At 74.2% G+C, this 25,092-nt stretch carries 22 protein-coding genes and 1 pseudogene; 4 read left to right on the forward strand and 19 right to left on the reverse strand.

Going from position 1 to position 25,092, the window contains the following annotated elements; genetic code table 11:
* Nucleotides 1-109: 109 nt before the first annotated feature.
* The 10 genes from lgt to hisI form a co-directional block, all read right to left on the reverse strand.
* A complete protein-coding gene (gene lgt / locus FB554_RS07340; protein ID WP_142005363.1) occupies nt 110-1,003 on the reverse strand; it encodes a prolipoprotein diacylglyceryl transferase in 894 nt (297 codons plus the stop codon).
* Nucleotides 1,004-1,016: 13 nt separating this feature from the next.
* The gene (locus FB554_RS07345; RefSeq protein ID WP_142005364.1) at nt 1,017-1,757 is read right to left on the reverse strand and encodes a DsbA family protein; all 741 of its coding nucleotides are present in this window, start codon (nt 1,755-1,757) and stop codon (nt 1,017-1,019) included.
* A gap of 129 nt (nt 1,758-1,886) precedes the next feature.
* Entirely contained in the window at nt 1,887-2,351 is a 465-nt protein-coding gene (locus FB554_RS07350) for a MauE/DoxX family redox-associated membrane protein (RefSeq protein WP_142005365.1), read from the reverse strand.
* Nucleotides 2,348-3,151, reverse strand: coding sequence for a tryptophan synthase subunit alpha (gene trpA, locus FB554_RS07355; RefSeq protein ID WP_142005366.1), 804 nt, complete (start codon nt 3,149-3,151; stop codon nt 2,348-2,350). Before trpA ends, FB554_RS07350 begins: the two co-directional genes overlap by 4 nt.
* Nucleotides 3,148-4,422 carry a tryptophan synthase subunit beta gene (trpB, locus tag FB554_RS07360; protein ID WP_142007492.1) on the reverse strand — a complete coding sequence of 425 codons (1,275 nt, stop codon included), beginning with the start codon at nt 4,420-4,422 and terminating at the stop codon, nt 3,148-3,150. The genes trpA and trpB overlap by 4 nt, the downstream gene beginning before the upstream one ends.
* 98 nt (nt 4,423-4,520) lie before the next feature.
* Nucleotides 4,521-5,321, reverse strand: coding sequence for an indole-3-glycerol phosphate synthase TrpC (gene trpC, locus FB554_RS07365; protein ID WP_142005367.1), 801 nt, complete (start codon nt 5,319-5,321; stop codon nt 4,521-4,523).
* Nucleotides 5,322-5,331: 10 nt separating this feature from the next.
* Nucleotides 5,332-5,625, reverse strand: a complete 294-nt coding sequence (locus tag FB554_RS07370) for an HGxxPAAW family protein (protein ID WP_142005368.1) — start codon at nt 5,623-5,625, stop codon at nt 5,332-5,334.
* A gap of 115 nt (nt 5,626-5,740) precedes the next feature.
* Nucleotides 5,741-6,391, reverse strand: coding sequence for a Trp biosynthesis-associated membrane protein (locus FB554_RS07375; RefSeq protein WP_142005369.1), 651 nt, complete (start codon nt 6,389-6,391; stop codon nt 5,741-5,743).
* Nucleotides 6,388-7,962, reverse strand: coding sequence for an anthranilate synthase component I (locus FB554_RS07380; protein ID WP_142005370.1), 1,575 nt, complete (start codon nt 7,960-7,962; stop codon nt 6,388-6,390). The genes FB554_RS07375 and FB554_RS07380 overlap by 4 nt, the downstream gene beginning before the upstream one ends.
* The gene (hisI, locus tag FB554_RS07385) at nt 7,959-8,321 is read right to left on the reverse strand and encodes a phosphoribosyl-AMP cyclohydrolase (protein WP_236022330.1); all 363 of its coding nucleotides are present in this window, start codon (nt 8,319-8,321) and stop codon (nt 7,959-7,961) included. Before hisI ends, FB554_RS07380 begins: the two co-directional genes overlap by 4 nt.
* 150 nt (nt 8,322-8,471) lie before the next feature.
* Between hisI and FB554_RS07390 the strand changes: the two genes are divergently transcribed.
* Nucleotides 8,472-11,651 carry a hypothetical protein gene (locus FB554_RS07390; RefSeq protein WP_142005371.1) on the forward strand — a complete coding sequence of 1,060 codons (3,180 nt, stop codon included), beginning with the start codon at nt 8,472-8,474 and terminating at the stop codon, nt 11,649-11,651.
* 332 nt (nt 11,652-11,983) lie between these two features.
* On the opposite strand, the pseudogene FB554_RS07395 reads toward FB554_RS07390, so the two are convergent.
* Together FB554_RS07395 and FB554_RS07400 are read right to left on the reverse strand one after the other, a co-directional pair.
* Nucleotides 11,984-13,790 (reverse strand): annotated as a pseudogene (locus tag FB554_RS07395) (ABC transporter ATP-binding protein).
* The gene (locus FB554_RS07400; protein ID WP_236022331.1) at nt 13,787-15,790 is read right to left on the reverse strand and encodes an ABC transporter ATP-binding protein; all 2,004 of its coding nucleotides are present in this window, start codon (nt 15,788-15,790) and stop codon (nt 13,787-13,789) included. Before FB554_RS07400 ends, FB554_RS07395 begins: the two are co-directional and overlap by 4 nt.
* A 101-nt stretch (nt 15,791-15,891) precedes the next feature.
* Here FB554_RS07400 and FB554_RS07405 point away from each other — a divergent pair, with 101 nt between their 5' ends.
* Complete coding sequence (locus tag FB554_RS07405) at nt 15,892-16,545, forward strand: TIGR03085 family metal-binding protein (protein ID WP_142005373.1); 654 nt, start codon at nt 15,892-15,894, stop codon at nt 16,543-16,545.
* 137 nt (nt 16,546-16,682) lie between these two features.
* On the opposite strand, the gene hisF is transcribed toward FB554_RS07405, so the two are convergent.
* Entirely contained in the window at nt 16,683-17,435 is a 753-nt protein-coding gene (hisF, locus tag FB554_RS07410; RefSeq protein ID WP_142005374.1) for an imidazole glycerol phosphate synthase subunit HisF, read from the reverse strand.
* Between the two features lie 157 nt (nt 17,436-17,592).
* Nucleotides 17,593-19,797 carry an HNH endonuclease signature motif containing protein gene (locus FB554_RS17800; RefSeq protein ID WP_142005375.1) on the reverse strand — a complete coding sequence of 735 codons (2,205 nt, stop codon included), beginning with the start codon at nt 19,795-19,797 and terminating at the stop codon, nt 17,593-17,595.
* Between the two features lie 183 nt (nt 19,798-19,980).
* Between FB554_RS17800 and FB554_RS07420 the strand changes: the two genes are divergently transcribed.
* Both FB554_RS07420 and FB554_RS07425 read left to right on the forward strand, forming a co-directional pair.
* Nucleotides 19,981-20,601 carry a nucleoside/nucleotide kinase family protein gene (locus tag FB554_RS07420; protein WP_142005376.1) on the forward strand — a complete coding sequence of 207 codons (621 nt, stop codon included), beginning with the start codon at nt 19,981-19,983 and terminating at the stop codon, nt 20,599-20,601.
* Between the two features lie 9 nt (nt 20,602-20,610).
* Complete coding sequence (locus tag FB554_RS07425; protein WP_142005377.1) at nt 20,611-21,756, forward strand: FUSC family protein; 1,146 nt, start codon at nt 20,611-20,613, stop codon at nt 21,754-21,756.
* Nucleotides 21,757-21,770: 14 nt separating this feature from the next.
* On the opposite strand, the gene FB554_RS07430 is transcribed toward FB554_RS07425, so the two are convergent.
* From FB554_RS07430 to ribB, 5 genes are read right to left on the reverse strand one after another with little or no spacing between them, the layout of a single operon-like run.
* Nucleotides 21,771-22,232, reverse strand: coding sequence for a PH domain-containing protein (locus FB554_RS07430; protein ID WP_142005378.1), 462 nt, complete (start codon nt 22,230-22,232; stop codon nt 21,771-21,773).
* A gap of 9 nt (nt 22,233-22,241) precedes the next feature.
* A complete protein-coding gene (gene hisG / locus FB554_RS07435; protein ID WP_142005379.1) occupies nt 22,242-23,090 on the reverse strand; it encodes an ATP phosphoribosyltransferase in 849 nt (282 codons plus the stop codon).
* A 9-nt stretch (nt 23,091-23,099) separates the two neighbouring features.
* Entirely contained in the window at nt 23,100-23,363 is a 264-nt protein-coding gene (locus tag FB554_RS07440; protein ID WP_142005380.1) for a phosphoribosyl-ATP diphosphatase, read from the reverse strand.
* 11 nt (nt 23,364-23,374) lie between these two features.
* On the reverse strand, nt 23,375-23,878 hold the full coding sequence (gene ribH / locus FB554_RS07445) for a 6,7-dimethyl-8-ribityllumazine synthase (protein WP_142005381.1): 504 nt from the start codon (nt 23,876-23,878) through the stop codon (nt 23,375-23,377).
* Nucleotides 23,875-25,083, reverse strand: coding sequence for a 3,4-dihydroxy-2-butanone-4-phosphate synthase (gene ribB, locus FB554_RS07450; RefSeq protein WP_142007494.1), 1,209 nt, complete (start codon nt 25,081-25,083; stop codon nt 23,875-23,877). The genes ribH and ribB overlap by 4 nt, the downstream gene beginning before the upstream one ends.
* Between the last annotated feature and the right edge of the window lie 9 nt (nt 25,084-25,092).

Consider the following 25,092-nt stretch of genomic DNA (forward strand, 5'->3'; position numbering starts at 1 on the left):
GTCGCGCCGAAGTGATCGGCGGTCCACCAGCAGGACGTCGTTGGCCGGCGTGGTCGGGTCTGCACACTCTACTCGCGCCAGCCGGGGTCTCACAAACTGGTCTGCTATCTCACGATGTGGGACGTTCGGCCGTCGGTGGTACGTCCTCGGCCGGCTCCTCCCCCCCGCGCGGCCGCGGCGGGTTGCGCCGCCACAGCCAGAACAGGGTGACGCCGAGCAGGAAGACGATCATCGACATCCACACGTTGACCCGCAGGCCGAGGATGCGGTTGGCCGGGTCGGTGCGCATCAGCTCGAAGACGATGCGCCCCATCGGGTAGAGCAGGACGTACAGCGCCAGCGACTGGCCGCGCCGCAGCACCCCGCGCCGGTCGAGCAGCAGGATGATCGCGGCCATCACCAGGCACCAGATCGCCTCGTAGAGGAACGTCGGGTGGAAGTAGCCCTCGACGATCGGCTGCCCGGCGGCGTCGCGCAGCGCCTGCCCGTCGGAGCCCATCCGATGGATCTCCAGCGCCCACGGCACCGTGGTGGGCTCGCCGTACAGCTCGTTGTTGAAGTAGTTGCCGACCCGGCCCATCGCCTGGGCGATGGCGACGCCCGGCACGGCGGCGTCGGCGTAGTCGAGGAAGGAGATACCGGCCCGGCGGCACCCGATCCACACCCCGACCGCGCCGAGCGCGACGGCGCCCCAGATGCCGAGGCCGCCCTCCCAGATCTTGACCGCGTCGAGCGGGCGGCCGCCCTCGCCGAAGTAGGGCTGCGGCGTGGTGATGACGTGGTAGATGCGGCCGCCGAGGATGCCGAACGGCACGCCCCAGTAGGCGACGTTGAGCGCCTCGTCGGGGTCGTAACCGCGGTCGGCGAGCCGGCGCCCGCACAGCCAGATGGCGACGGCGATGCCGGCGAGGATGCACAGGGCGTACGCCCGCAGCGGCAGCGGACCGAGCCACAGGATCGAGGACGTCGGGCTCGGGATGCTGGCGGGCAGCGCGGCGGTCATCGTCGGTCCCCGCTCACGACGCGGCCTGCAGGACCGACGGCCAGGTGTTCGGGGTGGTGAGCAGACGCTTCAGGGCGGTCTCCTCCAGCGGCTCGCCGCCGACCAGGACGGTGGGGGTGCCCTCGACCCCGTCGTCGCCGGAGGCCTTCTCGGTGTCGTCGACGTAGTCGTCGTAGGTGCCGCCGGCCATGCAGGAGTCGAACGTCGTGCGCGCGCTGCCGGTGATGCCGGCCGTGGTCGCGGCCTGCTTCAGGGTGGCGTCGGAGTAGCCGTCGCCCTCGCGTTCGGGCTGCGCGGCGAAGACCGCCGCGTGGAACTCGGGGAACCGGCCCGCGTCGGACGCGCAGAAGGCGGCGTTGGCGGCGCGCTTGGAGGAGTCGTTGTCGAGGTTGCCGTCGAGGAAGGACATCAGGTGCACCACCAGCTTGATGTCGCCGGCCTTGGCCATCTCGAAGATCGACCTGCCGTTGCGCTCCTCCAGCTGCCCGCAGACGGGGCACTGGAAGTCCTCGTAGAGGTCGACCGTGGGGACGCCCGGCCTCGCGGCGCCCGGGTAGGCCACGACGCCGGCGCCCGCGGGGTTGCCGCCCTTGGGCGGGGTGGCATCCAGGCTGCCGAACGGGTCGGTGCGCAGCCAGGCGATGCCGCCGACGATGACCAGGGCCACCGCGATCACCGCGGCGATCAGGACCTTGGAGGGCCCCTCCGGTGGCTGGTTGGCCTTGAGCTTGTCGGCTGCATCCGGGCGCGGCACGGATCACTCCTCGCGGAACGTCGGGACGGCACCGCTGCGGCGCCCGCGTCAAGGGTAGGTCGGCCCCCTGCGTGCAGGTGGGGCGACCCACCCGCGACCGGCCGGCGGATCAGGCCGCCGGGTGCGACCTCAGGTGCCCCACAGCCGCCGGTCCAGGCTCGCCGGGGTGCGCGGGCGCACGACCAGCCAGGCGGCCGCGAGCGCCAGCGCCGCGTCGCGCACGATCTCCTGCAGGTAGGCCGTCTGGTCGACGCCGACCTGGCCCCCGCCGCCGAAGCAGCCGCAGTCGATGCTCAGCCCGCGCGCCCAGGCCGAGGCGATGCCGGCGACGAAGGCGATCATGAGCAGCCCGCCGAGCAGCGCGGACCCGCGGGTGAGCAGGCCGAGGACGAGCAGCGCGCCGAGCGTCACCTCGACGAACGGCAGCATGGTCCCGACGAGGTCGGCGACGCCGGTCGGCATCAGCCGGTACGCCCGGGTCGCCGCGCGCGACCCGCTCAGGTCGTCCAGCTTGAGCCAGCCCGCGACGATGAGCACCCCGCCGAGGGCGAGCCGCAGCACGAGGCCGACGGCGTCCTTGACCCGTGGGGTCACCGACCGCCCTCGCGGGCGCCGGCGGCCAGCTCGCGGGCGAGGGCCCGCAGGTCGGCGAGCCCCGTGTCGGGGTCGGGGGCGTCGACCAGGGTGCGCACCAGCGCCGAGCCGACGATCACGCCGTCGGCGAACCCGGCGACCTGGGCGACCTGCTCGCGGGTGGACACGCCGAGCCCGACGCACAGCGGCAGGTCGGTGACGGCGCGGGTGCGCTCGACGAGCGCACCCGCGGCGTCGCCCACGCTGGTGCGCGCACCGGTCACGCCCATGAGCGCCGCGACGTAGACGAAGCCGCGCGCGGCGCCGGTGGTCATCCTGAGCCGCTCGGTGGTCGAGCTGGGCGCGACGAGGAAGATCCGGTCCAGGTCGTGCCGGTCGCTCGCCTCGATCCACTCCTGCGCCTCGTCGGGCACCAGGTCGGGCGTGATCAGCCCGGAGCCGCCGGCCGCCGACAGGTCGGCGGCGAACCGGTCGACGCCGTAGTGCAGGACGGGGTTCCAGTAGGTCATGACGACCGCGGCCGCGCCGGCCTCGTGCACCGCGCGGACGGCCGTGAACACGTCGCGCACGCGCACGCCGCCCTCGAGCGCGCGGGTGGCGGCGGTCTGGATGACCGGGCCGTCCATCAGCGGGTCGGTGTAGGGCAGCCCCACCTCGACGATGTCGACGCCGGACTCGACCAGCGCACGGACGGCCCGGACCGACCCCTCGACGTCGGGGAAGCCGACCGGCAGGTAGCCGACGAGCGCGGCGCGACCCTCGTCCTTGGCGCGGGCGAGGACCTCGGAGACGGCGGTCATCCGCCGCTCCCCGCAGACTCTCCGACGGGTTCCTCGGCCTTCTTCTGCTCGGCCTCGACGATCTCCTCGCCGCTGAGCAGCCCGAACCACCGGGCGGCCGTGTCGACGTCCTTGTCGCCGCGACCCGACAGGCTCACCAGCACCAGACCCTCCGGGCCGAGCTCGCGCCCGACCTTCATCGCGCCGGCGAGCGCGTGGGCCGACTCGATCGCGGGCAGGATCCCCTCGGTGCGGGCCAGCAGCGCGAACGCCTCCATCGCCTCGTCGTCGGTGACCGGGGCGTACTCAGCACGGCCGGAGTCGCGCAGGAACGCGTGCTCGGGCCCCACGCTGGGGTAGTCCAGCCCCGCGGAGACCGAGTGCGACTCGACCGTCTGGCCGTCGTCGTCCTGCAGCACGTAGGTGTAGGCGCCGTGCAGCACCCCGGGCGTGGCCTGGCCGGTGAACCGGGCGGCGTGCCGGCCCGAGTCGACACCCTCGCCGCCCCCCTCGAGCCCGATCAGACGTACGTCGGGGTCGTCGACGAACCGGTGGAAGATGCCCATCGCGTTGGAGCCGCCGCCCACGCACGCACAGACCGCGTCGGGGAGCCGGCCGTACGCGTCGAGCACCTGCTGGCGGGCCTCGACCCCGATGATCCGGTGGAAGTCGCGCACCATCTCGGGGAAGGGGTAGGGACCGGTGACGGTGCCGAGGACGTAGTGCGTGCTGTCGACGTTGGTGACCCAGTCGCGGAACGCCTCGTTGACGGCGTCCTTGAGGGTGCGGCTGCCGTGGTCGACGGGGACGACCTCGGCCCCGAGCAGCCGCATGCGGGCGACGTTGAGCGCCTGCCGCTCGGTGTCGACGCGGCCCATGTAGACGGTGCACTCGAGCCCGAGCAGCGCCGCGCCGGTCGCCGTCGCGACGCCGTGCTGGCCCGCGCCGGTCTCGGCGATGACCCGCGACTTGCCCATCCGCTTGGTGAGCAGCACCTGGCCGAGCACGTTGTTGATCTTGTGCGAGCCGGTGTGGTTGAGGTCCTCGCGCTTGAGCACGACGCGGGCGCCGCCACAGTGCTCGGCGAAGCGCGGCACCTCGGTGATGATGCTCGGCCGCCCGGTGTACGACCGGTGCAGCTCGGCGAGCGCGCCCAGGAACTCCGGGTCGCTCATCGCCTTCTGCCGGTGCTCGTCGAGCTCCTCCAGCGCCGCGACGAGCGCCTCGGGGACGTAGCGCCCGCCGAAGTCGCCGAACCGGCCCAGCCGCTCGGTGGTCGTCTCGCTGATCATCGCCTCGGTGCTCGCGGTGTCGTTGGTCGATTTGTCGTTGGTCGCGTCGTTGCTCGTGCTCTCGTTGTCCGTCGTGTCGCTGCTGGTCGCCTCGCCGCTCATCGGCGCACCCCCAGCGGGACGCGCATCGCCCGCACGTTGCTCGCGACGTCGCCGGCACCGGTGACCAGCGCCTCGCCGACCAGCACGGCGTCGGCACCGGCCGCGGCGTAGTCGGCGGCGTCGGCCGGGCCGCGCACGCCGGACTCGGCGACGGTGACCCGGTCGCCCGGGATGCCCGCGGCCACCTCGGCGAACACGCCGCGGTCGACCTCGAGGGTCTTCAGGTTGCGGGCGTTGACCCCGATCAGCTCGGCGCCGAGGGCGACGGCGCGCTCGGCCTCGCCCGTGTCGTGCACCTCGACCAGGGCGGTCATGCCGAGCTCGGTGACGAGGGCGTACAGCTCGTGCAGCAGGTCGTCCCCGAGCGCGGCCACGATGAGCAGCACCACGTCGGCGCCGTGCGCGCGGGCCTCGACCACCTGGTAGGGCTCGACGACGAAGTCCTTGCGCAGCAGCGGCGTGTCGACCGCGGCCCGCACCGCGTCCAGGTCGGCCAGGCTGCCGCCGAACCGGCGCTGCTCGGTGAGCACCGAGATGACGTCGGCGCCGCCGCGGGCGTACGCCTGGGCCAGCTCGGCCGGGTCGGGGATGTCGGCGAGCGCGCCCTTGCTGGGGCTCTTGCGCTTGACCTCGGCGATGACGCTCAGCGCCGCCGGGTCGCGCAGGGCGTCGATGACAGGACGGGCGGGAGGGGCTGCGTCGGCGAGGTCGCGGACCTGCGCGAGGGGGCGAGCACGCTCCCGGTCGGCGAGGTCGGCACGCACGCCGACGATGATCTCGTCGAGAACGGTGGGCACCCGCCCAAGATTACTCGGCGGAACGCTCGTCCCCGCGGCCGGTCCGGCCCTCGGAAGCCCGCGACTCGGCCAGCGCGTGACGCTTGGCGGCGACCCCGAAACCGGCCTTGGCCAGCACGATCGCACCGATCAGGCCGAGCACCCCGATGACGATCCCGATGATCAGGATCGGGTCGTTGTTGATGTAGATCCCGAGCGCGATGATCGCCGAGCTGATCAGCAGCAGGATGACGCCGACCCATGCGGCAACGCTGCTGCCGTGGTCGTCGGTACTGCCGTGGTGAACGCTGCTGCCGTCGGCCATCCGCCGAGTCTCCTTGTTCGTCGGTCTCGGTCCTCCTCCGCCCGGCCGTCGCACGCTCCGGCCGGTCGGCATCGTCGCCGAGACGAGTTCTTGCCTCGTGTCGCGCGACATTGTGTCAGGTCGGGTCCTCGCCGCGGCTGAGCCGGTCCCAGTCGGACTCCTGCGGTGTCGCGCGGTCGCTCTCGTCGGCGTCGGCGTCGCCGGCGGGGCTGTCGTAGCGCGCGGTCAGCCCGCCCCAGTGCCGGGCGCTGACCAGGGCCGCGAGGCCGCACAGCACGAGCACCGCTCCGGCGACCAGCGCCACGATCACCCACGCGGTCGGCGACCCGGTCGCCTCGATCGAGCCGGTGCGCCCGGTCTGTGCCGCGGCCTGCTCCCCGACCACCCCGGCGGCGTCGGTGAGCACCGGGAGCGACAGAGCCACGACGAGCACCCCTGCCAGCGCCAGCGCCACCGCCCCGATGCGGCGCACGATGCGCCCGCCGGTGAGCGCCGCGAGCATCGCGGCCGCCGCGACCAGTGCTGCGGCGATCACCCCGCCCGCCGCGTCGCGACCGCTCACCCCGACGCTGCTGGTCGCGAGCACGGCGTCGCTCACCTGCCCGTCGACCCAGGTGCGTCCGCCGCTCGCCAGCAGCACGACGACCGTCACGGCGGTGACCGCCACGAGCATCCCCTTGGGGACCCCGCGCGACTCCCGCGACTGCTGCGGCTGCTGCGGCTCCCGCGCGGACTCGTCGTGCTGCACCTGCGGTTCCTCGGTCATACCGGCTCTGCCTCCGACTCGGTCAGCGCGCGCATCCCGGACGCGGTCGAGACCGCGTGGATCGCCGCGGCGGCCTTGGAGATCGTCTCCTGGTACTCCGCCTCGGGGACCGAGTCGGCCACGATGCCCGCGCCCGCCTGCACGTGGGCCACCCCGTCGCGCAGCACCGCCGTGCGGATCGCGATGGCCAGGTCGAGGTCGCCGGCGAAGTCCAGATAGCCGACGACGCCGCCGTAGATCCCGCGCCGGGTGCCCTCAAGCCGCTCGATGATCTGCATCGCGCGCGGCTTGGGCGCCCCCGAGAGAGTGCCGGCCGGGAAGGTCGCGACGAGCACGTCGTACGCACTGCGCCCGGGCGCGAGGCTCCCGACCACGGTCGACTCCAGGTGCATGATGTGGCTGTAGTGGCGCACCTGCATGAACTCCACGGTGTCGACCGTGCCGGCCGAGCAGACCCGCTGCAGGTCGTTGCGCGACAGGTCGACGAGCATCAGGTGCTCGGCGCGCTCCTTGGGGTCGGCCGCGAGCTCGTCGGCCAGTTCCTGGTCCTCCTCGGGCGTCTTGCCGCGCGGGCGGGACCCGGCGATCGGGTGGGTGATGACCCGGTCCCCCGTCACCTTGACCAGCGCCTCGGGGCTGGAGCCGACGACGTCGTACGTCCCGCCGGCCGGGTGCGCCAGGCGCAGGAAGTACATGTACGGGCTCGGGTTGGCCGTGCGCAGCACCCGGTAGACGTCGAGGCCGTCGGCCTCGCACGGCACGCTGAACCGCTGCGACACCACGATCTGGAAGGCCTCGCCGGAGCGGATCTCCTCCTTGCAGGTCTCGACCATGTCGTGGAACTGCTCGCGGGTGTGGGTGCTGGTGGGCTCCAGGCGTACGTCGTGGGGCACCGCCACCGTCGAGTCGGCGGGGCGGGCCAGGTCGGTCGCCATCGCGTCCAGCCGGCGCACGGCGTCGGCGTAGGCCTGCTCGACCCGCTCGTCGGTGTCGTCGTGGTTGACGGCGTTGGCGACCAGCAGCAGCGAGGCGTCGCGGTGGTCGAGCACGGCGAGGTCGGTGGCGAGCATCATCGCGAGCTCGGGCAGCTGCAGCTCGTCGCGGGCGGTGTCGCCGAGCCGCTCCCAGCGGCGCACGGCGTCGTAGCCGATGGTGCCCACGAGGCCGCCGGTCAGCGGCGGCAGGCCCGGGATGGGCGGGGTGGCGAGCGCGGCGACCGTGTCGCGCACCGCGTCGGTGGGCGCGCCGTCGGTCGGGACGCCCACGGGCGGCTCGCCGATCCAGTGCGCCGCGCCGTCGACCTCGGTCAGGGTGGCGCTGCTCGCGACGCCGACGATGGAGTAGCGCGACCACACGCCACCGTGCTCGGCCGACTCCAGGAGGAAGGTGCCGGGGCGGCCGGCGGCGAGCTTGCGGTAGACGCCCAGGGGCGTCTCGGCGTCGGCCAGCAGCCGGCGTACGACGGGGATGACGCGCCGGTCGCGCGCCAGCTCGGCGAACTGCTGCGCGGTCGGCCAGGTCCGGCCCCACCCCAGGTCGGCGTGCAGGTCGGCTCCGCCGGGCGAGCTCATCCGGCGGTGGCTTCGAGGTCGTGCGCGAAGCAGCTGAGCTCACCGGTGTGGCAGGCCGCGCCGTGCTGGTCGACCTGCACGAGCAGCGCGTCGCCGTCGCAGTCGAGCGACACCGAGCGCACCAGCTGGACGTGGCCGGAGGTGTCGCCCTTGCGCCAGTACTCCTCGCGGCTGCGGGACCAGAAGGTCACCCGCCCCTCGGTGAGGGTGCGGCGCAGCGCCTCGTCGTCCATCCAGCCCAGCATCAGGACCTCACCGGTGTCGTGCTGCTGGATCACGGCAGCGACGAGGCCGTCGGCGTCACGCTTGAGCGCGTCGGCGATGTCGGCCGGCAGGGTCGATACGGCGTTGTCCGTCACAGGTTCATTGTGCAGCGGGCGGCCGACCCACCCTCGCCGTGGGGGTACCCGCGGGCGAGCGAACCTCACTACGGTGGCGGGAATGGGATCGGAGCGGGCATCTCACCTGGTGTCGGCCATCCCCGAGGGACCGAGTCCGAGGAGGACGACGTGGGCAACTCAACGATCTGGTGGATCCTGGGCGTTCTTGTTCTGCTGCTCATCATCCTGATCGCGGTCTGGCTCGCCAAGCGGGCCGCGCGCAAGCGCGAGGAGGTGGAGTGGCAGCTGGACCGCGACCGCAAGACGCGTGAGTCGCGCGAGCGTGTCGACACGGCCCGTACGCCGGAGTCGGGTCCCGCAGCCGCGGCCGGCGCTGCCGGTGCGGCCGGTGCCGGCGCCGCAGGTGCGGCCGGGCTGGGGGCGGCTGCGCGGGCGGACCGGGACGAGCGGGGCGACCGCGACGACCGTGACGACTCGCTGGGGCGTGACGAGCGGCTCGGACGTGACGACTCGCCGGGGCGTGACGAGCAGCTCGGACGTGACGACTCGCTGGGGCGTGACGACGTGACCGCGCGGGGCGACCGCGACAACGTGACCGCGCGGGGCGACCGCGACGACGTGACCGCGCGGGGTGACCGCGACGCTCTGGGCAACGACGGGCTGCGCGGCGACGGGCTCGGCGACGAAGGTCTGGACGGGCGCGCCGACGACGGTGACGCCCGCGACGGCGGACACCTCGGCGGCCGGGGGCTCGAGGGCTCCGCGGGTCGCCCCACCCACGTCGGCGACGCGACCTCGGGCCCCGACACCGGGCGCGACGGTCTGGGCGGCAGCGGTCTCGACGGGCGCGCTGGTGACGGTGACGCCCGCGACGGCGGACACCTTGAGGGACGCGGCCTCGGCGGCGTCGGCTCCGGGACCCGCTCGGGGACCACGGGTGCCGCGGGCGCGGCCGGTGCCGGCGCACTCGGTGCTGGTGCCGCCGCCGGCACGGCCGCGGGTGGCACCGGCCGGGGCTCGACCGGCGCCGACCGGGACGACGTGGCGCTCACCCCCGACCGGGACTCCGACTCCGACCGTGCGTTCTTCGGCGACGACGACGACGTGCGCTCCCCCGACAGCCGGGTGGAGGAGGTCGAGGTCGACGAGACCACCGCCATCACCGACCGGGTGCCGATCCGCGGGTCGTCCGACGAGCGAGGCGGGGACCGCGCGGGTTCCTTCGGTGGCAACGCCGACCGCACCGGCACGTTCGGTGGCAACACCGAGCGGACGGGCACGTTCGGCAGCGAGCGCGACGCTGACCGCACGAGCACGTTCGGCAGCGACCGCGACACCGACCGGACCAGCACCTTCGGCAGCGACCGCGACACCGACCGCACCAGCACGTTCGGCAGCGACCGCGACGCTGACCGCACCAGCACGTTCGGCGGTGACCAGGGCCTCGGCGAGGACCGTGGCCTCGGCGAGGACCGGGGCCTCGGCGACGCGCAGGCTTCGCGCCTGGGCGAGGACTCCCGAGGTGGCTCGACCTTCGGGGCCGGCACCGGTCGTACGGCGGGGTCGGTGGACGACGGGTTCGGCTCGGTCGACCGGGCCGACGACCTGGTCGCGGACCGGGGTACGCCCGACGACCCGGCGCGGCAGCCGGGCCAGATCTCGCCGGCGCCGAGCACGTTCGAGCCGGGCGACGGCAGGAACGCGAACGAGCGCGGCTGGAACCCGCCCGGGACGCGCGACCCGGGTGACGTCTCGGAGACCGTGGTCGTCGAGGAGGAGTCGACGACGTGGGCGAGCGGCCCCGCGACCGGCGACGCGCACCGCACCGGTGACGCGCTCGGCGGCGACACCGAGACCGGGAGCGGCCAGGGCCTGACCCCGGCCACCGGCGGCCGCAGCCTGGGCGATCGTGACGCGGGCAGCCTCGGTGCTACCGGCACGGGACGCACCGACACGGGACGCACCGACACCGGCGCGCCGGGCACGGACGACCGTTCGGGCTGGGGTACCGGCGCGGCCGGTGTGGGCACCCTCGGCGCGGGCGCGGCCGGTGCCGCAGCTGGTGCTGCCGGTGGCCGCCGCGACGGTGGCGCCGACCCCGACCCGCAGCTGCGCGACGAGGGCCGGCACAACCCGGACTGGGCGGGCCCCGCCGACACGACCAGCGACCTCGGTGGCTCCCGCTCCGGCCTGGGCGAGACGGGCATGCCTGCGGCGCAGCAGCCGTACGACGCCCAGCGCCCCGGCGAGCCCGCCGACCGCGGTCTCGGCTCGGACCAGGCCGACCGCGGCTCCCACGACGACCGTGGGGTGGGCGGCTTCGGTGCTGGCTCCGGCGGCGCGGGTGGCACCGGATCTGGCGCCGGCTCGTCCGGCTCGTCCGGCTCGTTCGGTGACGAGCGCGGGACCGGCGGCTTCGCCAGCTCCGGTGCACGGACGACCGATGGCGACGAGCGTGGCACCGGCGGTTTCCGCACCCACTCGCCCGCGGGCGGCGCCGACGAGGACGAGTCGGGCAGCGGCTTCACCAGCCCGAACTCCCCCGACGGCGACAACCGCGGGACGCGCGGGATCGCCACGCCTGGCGCGTCCGGCACCCCCGGCGCCGCGGGTACCGGCCAGAGCGGTACGGGCGGCTTCACCAGCCCGAACTCCCCCGGCGGGGACCTGGCGGGCTCGGGTGGCTACACCGGCCCGGGTACGCCCGGCACCGGCACCACCGGCACCGGCCAGAGCGGTACGGGCGGCTTCACCAGCCCGAACTCCCCCGGCGGGGACCAGGCGGGCTCGGGTGGCTACACCACGACGGGTACGCCCGGCACCGGCCAGACCGGCACCGGCCAGAGCGGCGCGGCTGGTGACACCGGCACGGGCGAGCCGTCGACCGGCCAGCGGCTCAACGAGATCCGCAGCAAGGTGCAGGGTGAGGTGAAGGACCGCTGGACCCGACCGGGTCAGGACGGGCAGTCGCCGAGCGACAAGTTCAGCCACCTGCGCGAGCGGGTGGAGGGCGAGGTGCGCAACCGGATGCAGAACCGCCCCGGCGGTGACACCGGCGGCGGCAACGCCCCCGACGCCGCAGGCACCAGTGGTGCACCTGGCACCCCGGGTACGCCCGGCGCGGCTGGTACGCCCGGCGCGGGGAGCGGTGGTTACGGCACCGGGACCGGCACGGGCACCGGCGCTGGGCACGGCACCGGTCAGGGCACCGGCACCGGCCCCGGCGCAGGTGGCAACCAGGGCAGCGGCAGCGGTCTGCGCGACCGGGTCGAGGGCGAGGTCCGCGACCGGCTGCAGGAGGGCATCCGCCGCTTCCGCAACCGGGGCGGTCAGGGCCCCGGCCAGTAGGCCGCCTGCCCCGCCGACCCCGTCGGTCCGAAGGCCGTCGGTCGAGCCCGCCTCACGGTGGGCCGGCCGGCGGCCTTCGCCGTTCCCCGGGGCGAACGATGGGACTGGCCGCGGTCGCGAGCTCCCAGGGTCAACCCGGGCCTCAGACCGTTCACCAGTGAACGAAATGCGGAGGCGACCTCCCGGGATGCCGGGCACGGACGTACCAGACCGTTCACCAGTGAACGAAATGCGGAGGCGACCTCCCGGGATGCCGGGCACGGACGTACCAGATCGTTCACCAGTGAACGAAATGCGGAGGGAGCGTCAGAGGGCCGCGGCGGGCACCCGGCTCAGCGCTGCTGGCGCGCCCAGGAAGCGTGGAGGCGGGCGTAGACGCTGTCGGGCTGGCGTACCAGCTCGGCGTGCGGGCCGCGCTGCACCACCCGTCCCTGGTCGACGACGATGACCTCGTCGGCGGCCTCGGCGGTGGAGAGCCGGTGGGCGATGGCGATGGAGGTGCGGCCGGCGCTCAGTCCGTCGACCGCGCGCTGGATGCGGACCTCGGTGGCCGGGTCGACCGCCGAGGTGGCCTCGTCGAGCACCAGCAGGTCGGGGTCGGCGAGGTAGGCGCGGGCCAGGGCGACCAGCTGCCGCTCCCCCGCCGACAACGACTCGCCGCGCTGCCCGACCTGGGTGTGGATGCCGTGCGGCAGCCCGATCGACCCAGTCGCGCAGCCCGAGCTCGGTGAGGGTGAGCAGCACCTGGTCGTCGGTGGCGTCGGGCTGGCCGAAGCGCAGGTTCGCGAGCAGCGTGTCGTCGAACAGGAAGCCTTCCTGCGGCACCATCACGACCCGGGCGCGCAGCGAGGAGAAACGCACGTCGCGCAGGTCCACCCCGTCCAGCAGCACGCGGCCGGCGGTGGGGTCCATCAACCGGGTCAGCAGCTTCGCGAGCGTGGTCTTGCCGGAGCCGGTCTCGCCGACGACCGCGATGCGGCTGCTGGGTTCGATGGTCAGGTCGACGTCGTGCAGCACGGTGCCGCCGCCGGGGTAGGCGAACGACACGTCCTCGAAGTCGACGGTGATCGGTCCGCGGGGCAGCACGACCCCGTCGTCGCCGGGGTCGCTGACGTCGGCGGGGGTGTCGAGGATGCCGATGACGCGGCGCCAGCCGGCGACGGCGTTCTGCATCTCGTTGAGGATCTCGGTGGCCGCCTGCACCGGCTGGGTGAACAGGTTGACCAGGAACAGGAACGCCACGAGCTGGCCGAGGGTCAGCTCGCCCCCGGCCGCCAGCCAGGCGCCCACGGCGAGCACGACCGTGGTCGTCAGCCCGGCGACGAGCTGGCCGGTGCTGAACGCGGCGACCGCGCGCAGCTGAGCGCCGATCGCCGAGCGGCGGTGAGCGTCGATGGCCCCGTCGATGCGTTCGCCGGTGCGCTCCTGGACCCCGTAGGCCCGGATCGTCTCGGCGCCGACCACCGACTCCGAGACGGCGGCCAGCATGTCGCCGACCCGCTCGCGCACGCGGGTGTACGCCCGCCCCACGATCACCTGGAAGCGCCGGATCACGAGGAACAGCGGCACGAAGCACAGCCAGACCACCGCTGTCAGTGGCGGGCTGTAGACCAGCATCAGCACGGTCGCGACCAGCACCTGCCCCACCGACAGGATGAGGATGAGCCCGCCGAACTGCACGAACTGGCTGATCGTGTCGACGTCGCTCGTCACCCGCGAGACCAGCGCGCCGCGGCGCTCGCTGCTCTGGGTGAGCACCGACAGGTCGTGCACGTGGCGGAAGGCCTTGGTGCGCAGCGTCGCGAGACCCGACTCCGAGGCGGTCACCAGCCGCACGTTGACGAAGTACGTCGCGACGGCCGTGCCGAGCACCGCCAGCGCGGCGAGCAGCACCAGCCGGGTCACCAGGCCCGTGTCGGGTCCGCCGGGCGCGAGGATCCCGCGGTCGAGGGTCTGCTGCACGGCCAGCGGGATCAGCACCCGCCCGGCGGTCGCCACGAGGGCGAGCGCCAGGGTGAGCACGAGTCCCTGGCGCAGCTGGGGCGACAGCGCGAACCCCCGCTTGAGGGTCTGCACCGTCCCGAGGTCGCGGCCGTGGCCGATCGCGCTGGCGTCGGGCGCCACCTGCTCGGCGCTCACCGCTGCACCTCCTGGCGGTCGGGCGCCACCGGCTCCTCGGTCGCGGCGACGGCGGCGCGCTCGGCCGCCTCCCGGGCGTACGCCGTCACCAGCCGCTGGTAGCCGGCGCACCGGCCCATCAGCTCCTCGTGCGTGCCTCGGTCGAGCACTCGGCCGTGCTCGAGGTAGATCACGTGGTCGGCCATGCCGATCGTCGACATCCGGTAGGCGACGACGAGCACCGTGATGCCTTCGCTGCGCTCGCGCAGGCCGTCGAGGATCGCGGTCTCGACGGCCGGGTCGACTGCCGAGGTGGCGTCGTCGAGCACCAGGAGCGCCGGGTCACGAACGACGGCGCGGGCCAGCGCGATGCGCTGCCGCTGGCCGCCGGAGAGGCTCGCGCCGCGCTCCCCCACGTGGGTCTGCGCGCCGTCGGGCAGCCGGTCGACGAAGCCGCTCGCCTGCGCCACGTCGAGGGCTCTGCGCACCTGCTCGTCAGTGACGTCGCGCCCCAGGGTGACGTTGCCCTCGACGGTGTCGTCGAACAGGAACGGCGTCTGGGCCACGAGCGTGGCCACCTCCGGAATGCCGCCGCGCCGGATCTGCCGCAGGTCGACCCCGTCGAGCACGATCTCACCGGTGTCGGGGTCCATCAGCCGCAGCACGAGTCCGCTCAGCGTGCTCTTGCCGGCGCCGGTCGGGCCGGCCACCGCGGTCGTCGCGCCCGCGGGCAGCGCCAGGTCGACCTCGCGCAGCGCGACGACGCGCTCGAGCGGCGGGGTGGTCGCCGGTGGCGGACCCGCCTGGTCGCTGCTCGCGCCCGTGCGCGTGAGCCGGCGATCGCGTCGCCCTCCCTTGCCGGTGGCTTGGTCATGACCGCCCTTGCCCGTGGGCTGGTGGGCGCCGAGCACGGCTCGGCCGCCGACCTCGTACGCATAGCTCACCCCGGTGACCCGCTCGGCGCCGCGCGCGGGGGTGGCCGGGTCGCGGTCGCCGTACGCCATCTCGCCCTGCTCGTCGAGCACCGAGGAGATCCGGTCCCAGCCGACGACGGTGCGCGGGAGCTCCGACAGCACCCAGCCGAACGCGCGCACGGGGAAGGCCAGCACGGAGAACAGGTAGGCGATCTGCACCACGTCGGCCGCCTCGATCGCCCCGCTGCCGACCCGGCTGGTGCCGACGGCGAGGACGGCGAGCGTGCCGAGCGTCGGGATGGCCTCGATCACCGGGTCGAACGTCCCGCGCGTGCGGCCGACGCGGATCGCCGCGTCGCGCAGCTGGTCGGTGCGCTCGGCGAAGCGCTGGGTCTCCTGGTCCTCGCGGCCCATCGCCTTGACGAGCAGCCCGGCCTCGACGCTCTCGTGCGCCACCTCGCTGACCTCGGCGCGCAGCTGCTGCGCCCGCGTGACGCGCGGCGACATGCGCGACTGGAAAACAAGGTTGGCGACGAAAAGCGCTGGGAACACAAGGAATCCGATGAGCGCGAGCGGGATGTCGACGCGCAGCATCTCGGCTCCGGCGACCACCAGCATCACGAGCACGCCGATGGCCATCGGAAGCGGCTGGAAGACGTTCCAGGTGGCTTCGACGTCGGCGTTGGCGTTGCTCAGCAGCTGCCCCGAGGGGTGCCGGTGGTGCCACGACAGCGGCAGCCGGAGGTACTGCCCCGTCACGCGGCGCCGATAGATCGCCTGCAGGTTGAAGAACGCGAAGCCGGCACCGGCGCGGCGCAGCACCACCCCGACGACGGTGAGCAGCACGACGAGCCCGAGCTGCCACACGATCGTCCAGATCTGCGCGCCGCTGATCTCCCCGGCTCGCACCGCGGGCTCCACGACGTTGCCGGTCAGGCTGCCGATGACCCGGGCGGTGAGCACGGTCATGACGCCATAGATGGCCGACCCGACGACGGCCACGAACAGGGCCTTCGGCTGCTGCCGGAAGCCGCGCCCCACCACCCGCAGACCCCGTCGCAGCGTGCGGTTCGACGCCCTGGGCGAGGGCGTCGAGGCAGAAGTCACGCCGGACACCTTCTCATGCCACGGACGTACGCCTTCCGCGGCATGCCGGTGCCCGGGGCGGCAGGTCATGCGCGCGATCCAGCCCGTGCCACGATGTCGGCATGAGCGATCTCGCCAAGCAGGAGCGCGCCCAGCTGAGCGACGCGTTCGACCGGTTCGGCCCGGACAGCCCGACCCTCAGCGGCGACTGGACCACGCGCGACCTCGCGGCCCACCTGGTGCTGCGCGAGCGCCGCCCCGACGCGGCCGGCGGGATCCTGCTGCCGCTGCTGGCGAGCCGCACCGAGTCGGTGCAGCAGCAGATCGCGGCGCAGCCCTGGCCGCAGCTGGTCGAGCAGTTCCGCTCGGGCCCACCGGCGTGGTCGCCGATGCGTGTCGGCGCGGTCGACGAGGTCGCGAACCTGGCGGAGTTCTACGTCCACCACGAGGACGTGCTGCGCGGCGCCGACGCTTCCGCGCGCCGGGCTCGCAGCGAGCAGCTTGAGAACGCCCTGTGGGGAGTGCTCGGACGCATGGGCCGGTTCCTGCTGCGCAAGAGCCCGGTCGGGGTCGACGTGCGCGCCGAGGGTCACCGGGAGCGTCCGCTGACCAAGGCGGGTCAGGGCGACGGCCGCGTCACGCTCGTCGGAGCCCCCGGCGAGGTCGTGCTGCGGGTGTTCGGTCGGGGCATCGCCGACCCGGCCGTCACCGACGTCGTCATCGAGGGCGACGACGCCGCCGTGGCGAAGTTCGCAGGGTTCAAACCGAGCTTCTAGCACTCGCGGCCCGAGGCAGCGCGACCGCGCGTCATTTGCCCCGATATCGGCCCCAGCGACGCCCGAGCCAGCGCCAACGCACGTCATTTCCCCCGATATCGGCCCCAGCGACCGCGTCGGTGTCGAGGCGGGATGGCTCAGCGCACGGGGTAGCCGGCCTCGGCCAGCCCTGCCTTGACCTGCCCGACCGTCAGCTCCCGGTAGTGGAACACCGACGCCGCGAGGACCGCGTCGGCGCCGGCCTCCACCGCCTCCACGAAGTGCTCGACGGCGCCGGCCCCGCCGCTGGCGATGAGCGGCAACGAGGTCGCGGCCCGCACCGCGCGGATCAGCTCGAGGTCGAAGCCGTCCTTGGTCCCGTCGGCGTCCATCGAGTTGAGCAGGATCTCGCCCGCGCCCAGACGCTCCGCCCGCGCGCACCACTCGATGGCGTCGAGGCCGGCCGAGCGCCGACCACCGTGCGTGGTGACCTCGAAGTGGCCGTCTGCCCGGCGTACGTCCGCGGACAGCACCAGCACCTGCGCACCGAAACGGTCGGCGATCTCGGCCATGACCTCGGGGCGGGCGATGGCGCCGGTATTGATGCCGACCTTGTCGGCGCCCGCGCGCAGCAGCCGGTCGACGTCGTCGACCGAGCGCACCCCGCCACCCACGGTGAGCGGGATGAAGACCTCCTCGGCGGTGCGGCGCACGACGTCGTAGGTCGTCTCGCGGTCGGACGACGACGCCGTCACGTCGAGGAAGGTGAGCTCGTCGGCCCGCTGCCCGTCGTAGACCTCGGCCAGCTCCACCGGGTCGCCCGCGTCGCGCAGCTGCTGGAAGTTCACGCCCTTGACGACCCGGCCGGCGTCGACGTCGAGGCACGGGATCACACGCACGGCCACACTCACGCCAACCAGGGTAGGTGCTGCTCCGCGCCGGTTCCGCACGACGAGACGGCCGGAACGGGCGCGGCGCGCGGCGCGGCGCGTGCGGCGCGGCACGCGGGGCGCGTGGGGCGCCACGGCTACCCCGGCGCGACCTCGTGTCCAGCCAGTACGCCAACGGTCAGGGGCACGCGAGGTCGAGCAGCGCCTCGGGCAGGCCGGGGTCGGTGACGTAGACCCGGCCCGTCGGGCTGGTCCAGGTGCACCGCCCAGCGACGGTCATGGTGACCCGCCACCCACCCTCGTGCTTGGCCCGGTGGTGGTGCCGGCACAGGCACTGCAGGTTGCGCTCCTCGGTCGGGCCGCGCGGCCACGGGTCGACGTGGTCGAGGTCGGTGTAGCGCCCGCGGCGGTCGCACCCCGGGAACCGGCAACGCTGGTCGCGACGGATCACCCGGCGGCGCAGGCGCGCACCCGGCCGGTAGCCGCCGGTTTCCTGATCTGGGCCGGGCTGTTCCGCCGCCTGCGCGACGTGGGCTCGGGTGACTCCACCGGTGGTCGGCGCCGGAGCGGCCCAGGCCATGCTCGCCACGTCGTGCGGCGGGTCGATCGGCAGCTGGACCCACTCCGCCGTGGTCCGGGCGGCGCGGCCGGTGAGCAGCTCGAAGACGTCGGCTGTCGGCACCGGGCCGGCGCGCTCGTGGAGCAGGACCGGCACGTCCGCCAACAGCTGCCGCACCTGCCCCGGTGTCACCAGGGTCCGGCTGCCCGGCGGCTTCGGGGAATCGGTGACCGAGGGCGGCCCCTGCGACGGCGCAGCCTGAGTCGACGGCGACGGCGGCCCCGACGACTCCGGCGGCGGCTCTTGCGACGAGGACGGACCAGGCGGCTCTGGCGACGGGGACGGGGACGGGCCAGGCGGCTCTGGCGACGGGGACGGGGACGGGCCAGGCGGCTGGGCCGACGGGGACGGGCCAGGCGGTTGAGGCGGCTCGGGTGACGGCGGCTGCGGGACGATGAGCTCGAGGTGGGCGGTGAGGTCGACGTTGCCCATGGCGAGGTCGTACAGGGCCTCGGCGCGGTGCTCCCCCAGCAGCATCGCTGCGCGCGCCACGTCCTCGCTCGTCCTGTTGCCGTCGTTGGTCGCGCCGGCCGCGCCGGCCGCGCTCTCCGGCGGCTGCTCGCCGTGCGCGGTTGCGGAGCCGGTGCGGGCGGCCTGCTGCGCCTGGTGGGCGCGCTGGTCGACAGCGTCCATCAACGCCACGGCCTTGCCGGTGGGCATGACCGCGCTGAACGCCGACAGCCCCGGAGTCGTGTGCGAGTCGAGCCAGACCCCGGTCTGCTGAGCCTTGGTGCGCTTCGCCGATCGCCGGGCGGCCTCCGACTCGTGACGGCCGACGAGGGTCCGTGTCGAGCGCTGCGCCTGAGTGCGCTGGCGCTGATGGACCCGGCGCCTCAGCACCGCCTCCTCGACCAGCTCGCAGGTCTCGGGCCGCGCCTCCTGCACCTCGCGGGCGATCGCGGCCGCGGTCTCGATGTTGACCTCGCCGCGGCCGACGGCGGCGAGCACGCCGGGCACCCGCGTGGTCAGCCAGACGGAGTCGTCGACGAGGGAGTCGGCGGCGTAGGGCCCGAGGCGCAGCGCCGGCCCGAGCAGGTCGCCGGCGAACTCGGCACGGTGGCCGGGCTGGTGCTCGACCACGTCGAAGGGTCGAGGCTGCTCGCCCGCCAGACACTCCTGCGCCGAGAAGAACGCGCTGTCGGGGACCCGGTCGAACCTCGCCAGCCCCGCCGTGGCGTGCGCCCGCACCGCCGCCGCCTGGTTCATCGCCGCGTGCGCGAGCACCGCGGTCAGCTCGAACTGCGCCTGCCGCTCGGCGGCACGGTCGGCCTCGCGCCACGCAGCCTCCGACTGCAGCTCGCGCTCGACCTCGCCACGCGCGGCAGGCGACCGTGTCTCGGGGACAGGCAACGGCGTCCGGGGCAGGCCCTCACCACCCGCACCACCCTCACTGCCCGCACCGCCCGCTCCGCTCGGACCGTTCATGCCGCCCGCACCGCCAGACGCCACAGCATCACCGGCACCCACCGACGCCGGCCCGAGATCCGCCGGCACCAGCCACTGCTCCTGCTCGCTCAGCGCGAACGGGTCGGTGCGCTGCATCCGGTCGATCAGGTCGGCGGTCAGCACCTGGATCGCGCCCATCAGCAGGACCACCGGGTCGTGCGTCTGCGGCTCCGCGGCACCGTGCGGACCCGAGCGCGCCACGGGACCGAACGTGCCCTCGACGGCCCCGACGAGGCCGTCCTCGTAGAGCAACGACTCGAACAGCGCACGCGCCGCGGCGACCGGGTCGCCGGGAGTCGGTGCGGTGCTCGGGGTCATATGCGATATCGTACACCTGTTCGAACACGAGCGGAAGGGGTCAGAACCCCTGTGGACACGACGGATCTCGTTGACCTGCCTGTGGATCCAGGCGCAGCAGCCCGGTCAGCCACGCATGCCCCGTGTTGCCTCACCCCGTGCCCCCGCGCGGTATCCCTGCCCCCGCTCCCTAGGGTCGGCCCCATGCCGCAGGAGACCCAGGAGGACCACCACGTCTGGGGCGAGAACCTCGCCGATCCCGCGCACGCCGACCAGGTGGTGGAGCTGGCCCGGCGCGCCCGCGGCGACGCAGCGCCGCCCTCCCCTCGCCCCACGGTCGTCACGTTCGACGGCCCCGCCGGCTCGGGCAAGTCCTCCCTCGCCCGCCTGGTCGCCGACCGGCTCGACGCGCCCGTCGTGCACCTGGACGACCTGCTGCCCGGCTGGGACGGCCTGCCCGCCGCACCGGCTCTGCTCACCACCCAGGTGCTCGTCCCGCTCGCGCGCGGGGAGCAGGCCGCGTTCCGCCGGTTCGACTGGCACGCGGGCGAGTTCGCCGAGCTGGTGCCGGTGCCGACCGCCGACTTCCTGGTCGTCGAGGGTGTCGCGAGCAGCGTGGGAGTGGCCCGGGCGTACGCCGACGTCCGGGTCTGGCTCGAGGCGGCCCACGACGTGCGCATGCAGCGCGGCCTCGCGCGCGACGGCGACGGGTTCGCCGGGCACTGGGAGGCCTGGGCCGCGCAGGAGGCACGGATCTTCGAGGCCGACGGCACCGCCGCGCATGCGCACCTTCGGCTGCAGACCGACGGGCCTGCGCTTCCCTAGGCTGGGCCCATGAGCAGCGAGGTGGCCGGCGAGTGGGGTCGGCGACTCGACCCTCGCCCACGACTCACCAAGCGCTCCTTCGCCCAGCGCGTCGAGCGGCTGCGCGACCGCGCCTTCCTCATCGTGCAGTGCGCGGTCGGCGGCGCGATCGCGTGGAGCCTGGCCCGCTACCTGCTCGGCCACCCGCAGCCGTTCTTCGCCCCGGTGACGGTGCTGGTCGCGCTGGGACTGACGTACGGCCAACGGTTGCGTCGCGTGGTCGAGCTCACCGTCGGCGTGGCGATCGGTGTGCTCGTCGGCGACGTGTTCGTGCACTTCTTCGGCACGGGTCCGGTGCAGCTGGCGGTCGTGGTGCTGTGCGCCATGTCGATCGCGGTGCTCGCGGGCGCCGGCGGGCTGATGATGATCCAGGCCGGCGTGCAGTCGATGATCGTGACGACGCTCGTCGCCGACTCGGAGTACGCCTTCAGCCGCTGGCTCGACGCCGTGGTCGGCGGGTGCGTGGCGCTGCTCGCGGCCACCATCACCCCCACCTCACCCGTGCGCCGTCCCCGCGTGGAGGCCGCGCGGGTGCTGACCGAGCTGGCAGAGGTGCTGCGCGCCACGGCCACCGCCGGTCGCCGCCGTGACCAGCAGCGCGCCGACGACGCCCTCGCCCGGGCGCGCGCCAGCGAGGGCCATCTCGCCGACCTGCGCGAGGCCGTCGACGAGGGCATCGCGGTCACCCGTCAGTCGCCGTTCCGGCGCCGGCACAACGCCTCGGTGGTGGCGATCGCCGACCTGACCGAGCCGCTGGACCGCGCGATCCGCAACATCCGGGTGCTCGTGCGCCGGGTGTCGGTCGCGGTGCTCGAGGGCGAGCCGATCCCGCCCGCCTACCTCACCGCCGTCGACGACCTCGCCCAGGTCATGGACCAGATGGCCGACGAGCTGTCCGAGCGGCGCGTCCCGCAGAACGTGCGCCCCGCGCTGCTGCTGCTCGCCGACGACACGGCGACGCGCAGCATCGCCGGCACCGGGCGTACGTCGTTGTCGGGTGAGGTGATCCGCGCTCAGCTGCGCTCGATCGTGGTCGACCTGCTCATGCTGACCGGGTGGAGCTACGAGAAGGTGCGCGAGGAGGTCCCGACCCGCCACGACGAGCTCGACGAGTAGGGACCGCCGGACCGCTAGATCTCCGCCGCCGGGCCGCGGCGGGTGTGCGCTTCGACCAGCGCGGCCAGCCGCTGGGCCTCGGCCGTGGCGCGCGGGCCGTCGCTGCGCTGGATGCCCATGACGGGCAGCGTGTCGAAGTCGTCGAGCTCGAGCACCGCCCAGGCCTGACCGCCGCCGAACTGCACCTCGACGATCTGCGACCACGCCACCTGACGGGTCACGACGAGGTTGTGCACCTCGATGCCCTCCTGCGTCGGGATCGCGCGCACCTGCGCGAACCGCCACAGCACCAGGGCGAACCCGACGCCGATCATCCAGATGAACGTCTTGTCGCCCACGGAGAACGACGGCTTGCCCTCGCTCGGCAGCGCGATCGCCACCACCGTGAAGATCATGACGCACAGGCCCGCCACGACCAGCGGCACGATGCGGCCGCCGACCGGACGGAACGTCGCGTAGGGATCGTCCTTGGCCATCCTCGCCCCCTAGATGCGGCAGGCCGCGATGTCGGTGACGAGGATCGCGCGGGCGCCGACCTCGTACAGGTCGTCCATCACCTGGTTGGTGCGGCGCCGCGGCACCATCGCGCGCACGGCCACGTAGCCGCGATCGTGCAGCGGCGAGACCGTCGGCGACTCCAGCCCGGGCGTGAGCGCGCACGCCTGCTCGACCAGCTCCACGCGGATGTCGTAGTCCATCATCACGTAGTGGCGAGCGGTGAGGACGCCCTGCAACCGGCGTACGAGCACGTCGACCTGGCCGCTGCTCTCACCCTCGGCGGCCGGCCGGATCAGCACCGCCTCGCTGGTGAGGATCGGGTCGCCGAAGACCTCCAGCCCGGCGTTGCGCAGGGTGGTGCCGGTCTCGACGACGTCGGCGATGACGTCGGCCACGCCCAGCGTGATGGCGGTCTCGACGGCACCGTCGAGCCGGACCACCTCGCCGTCGATGCCGCGCTTGGCGAGGTCGGCGCGCACCAGCCCCGGGAAGCTGGTGGCGACCCGGCGTCCGGCCAGCTCGTCGATGCCTGCGGCGGCGCCCGGTCGCGCGGCGTAGCGGAAGGTGGACTGACCGAAGCCCAGCGGCAGGACCTCGGTGGCGGGGCTGCCGGAGTCCAGCAGCAGGTCGCGCCCGGTGATGCCTGCCTCGAGCGTGCCGGAGCCGACGTAGACGGCGATGTCGCGCGGGCGCAGGAAGTACAGCTCGACCCCGTTGTCGGGGTCGGCCACCACCAGCTCCTTGCTGTCGCGGCGGCCGCGGTATCCGGCCTCGCGCAGCATCTCGGCGGCGGACTCGGCGAGCGCCCCCTTGTTGGGGACGGCGAGCTTGAGCATGAGGGTCCTTTACAGGTTCGTGTAGACGTCTTCGGGCGTGAGGCCGGTCGCGAGCATCAGCACCTGCAGGTGGTAGATCAGCTGGCTGATCTCCTCGGCGGTGCGCTCGCGGCCCTCATGCTCGGCCGCCATCCACACCTCGGCCGCCTCTTCCACGATCTTCTTGCCGATGCTGTGCACGCCGGCGTCGAGCGCCGCGACAGTGCCGGAGCCTGCGGGGCGCTCGCTCGCCTTGACGGACAGCTCTGCCCACAGCTGGTCGAACGTCTTCACGAGGGACCAGGCTAGTCGCGGGTGCCGGACGCCCCGCGCGGGTGTCCGGCCTCGCGCAGCGCGAGGACCGTCGCGAGGGCCGCGGTGGTCGCCTCGTGCCCCTTGTCCTCGGCCGACCCGGGCAGCCCGGCGCGGTCGAGCGCCTGCTCCTCGGTGTCGCAGGTGAGCAGCCCGAACCCGACCGGCGTGCCGGTCGCCACGGCGATGCCCGACAGCGCGTCGGTGGCGGCCGAGCAGACGTAGTCGAAGTGCGGCGTGCCGCCCCGGATCACGACACCGAGGGCCACGACCGCGTCGTACGCCGGCGCCACCCGGGCGCACGCGACGCCCAGCTCGAAGGAGCCCGGGACGCGGATCTCGGTCACCGACTCCGGCCGTACGCCCGCGTCGGCGAGCGCGCGCCGCGCACCGCCGAGCAGCCCCGCCATCACGACCTCGTGCCACGACGCGGCGACGACCGCGACGCGCACGTCGGGCGCGTGCACCTGCAGCGCCGGCGAGCCCGCCCCGCTCACGACGCCGCCCCGGTGATCGTCGCGGGCAGCCGATGGCCCAGCCGGTCTCGCTTGGCCCGCAGGTAGGGCTCGTTGCTGGGGTTGGCCCCCACGCTCAGCGGTTGCACTTCGGTCACCTCCAGGCCGGCCTCGACCAGCGCGTCGATCTTGGCGGGGTTGTTGGTCAGCAGGGTGAGTCGGCGCACGCCGAGGTCGCGCAGGACGGCGGCGGCGCCGGCGAAGTCGCGGGCGTCGACCGGCAGGCCGAGGCGCACCTGCGCGTCGACCGTGTCGTGCCCGGCGTCCTGCAGCTCGTAGGCGCGCAGCTTGTCGAGCAGCCCGACGCCGCGGCCCTCGTGGCCGCGCACGTAGACCACGACGCCGCCCTCGCGCGCCACCAGCTCCAGCGACGCGTCCAGCTGCGGGCCGCAGTCGCAGCGCAGCGACCCCAGCGCGTCACCGGTGAGGCACTCGGAGTGCACCCGCACCAGCGCCGGGTCGGTGACCCCGCGCGGCGAGACCAGCGCGACCAGCTCGGTGCCGGTGCGCCGGTCGCGGTAGCCGTGCACCGCGAACCGGCCGTGCGCGGTCGGCAGCGTCGTCTGCGCGACCGGCTCGACCAGGTCGTGCCGCAGCCGCCAGCGCACCAGCTCGGCGATGGTGATGACCGGCAGGTCGTGCTGCTCGCCCAGCGCCAGCACCGCGTCGGTGCGCATCATCGACCCGTCGTCGTGCACCAGCTCGACGATGCCGGCGGCCTGCGGCAGCCCGGCGAGCCGGCACAGGTCGACCGCCGCCTCGGTGTGGCCGACCCGCTCGAGCACCCCGCCGGGCTTGGCGCGCAGCGGCAGCACGTGCCCGGGGCGGATCAGGTCGGTCTCGGTGCTGCCGGGGTCGGCGAGCACCCGCAGCGTCGTCGCGCGGTCCGCGGCGCTGATGCCGGTCGAGACGCCCTGGGCCGCGTCGACCGTCACGGTGTACGCCGTCCGCAGCGGGTCCTGGTTGGCGCCGACCATCAGGGGCAGGCCGAGCCGGTCGGCCGTGGCGGGGTCGACGGGCGCGCAGACCAGACCCGACCCATGGCGTACGGCGAACCCGAGCCACTGCGGCGTCGCGCTCGCCGCGGCCAGCACCAGGTCACCCTCGTTCTCGCGGTCCTCGTCGTCGAGGACCAGCACCGGGCGCCCCTCGCGCAGCGCGGCGACCGCGTCCTCGACGGTGGACATCCGGGAGGC

The organism is Barrientosiimonas humi (assembly GCF_006716095.1).
Lineage (GTDB): Bacteria > Actinomycetota > Actinomycetes > Actinomycetales > Dermatophilaceae > Barrientosiimonas > Barrientosiimonas humi.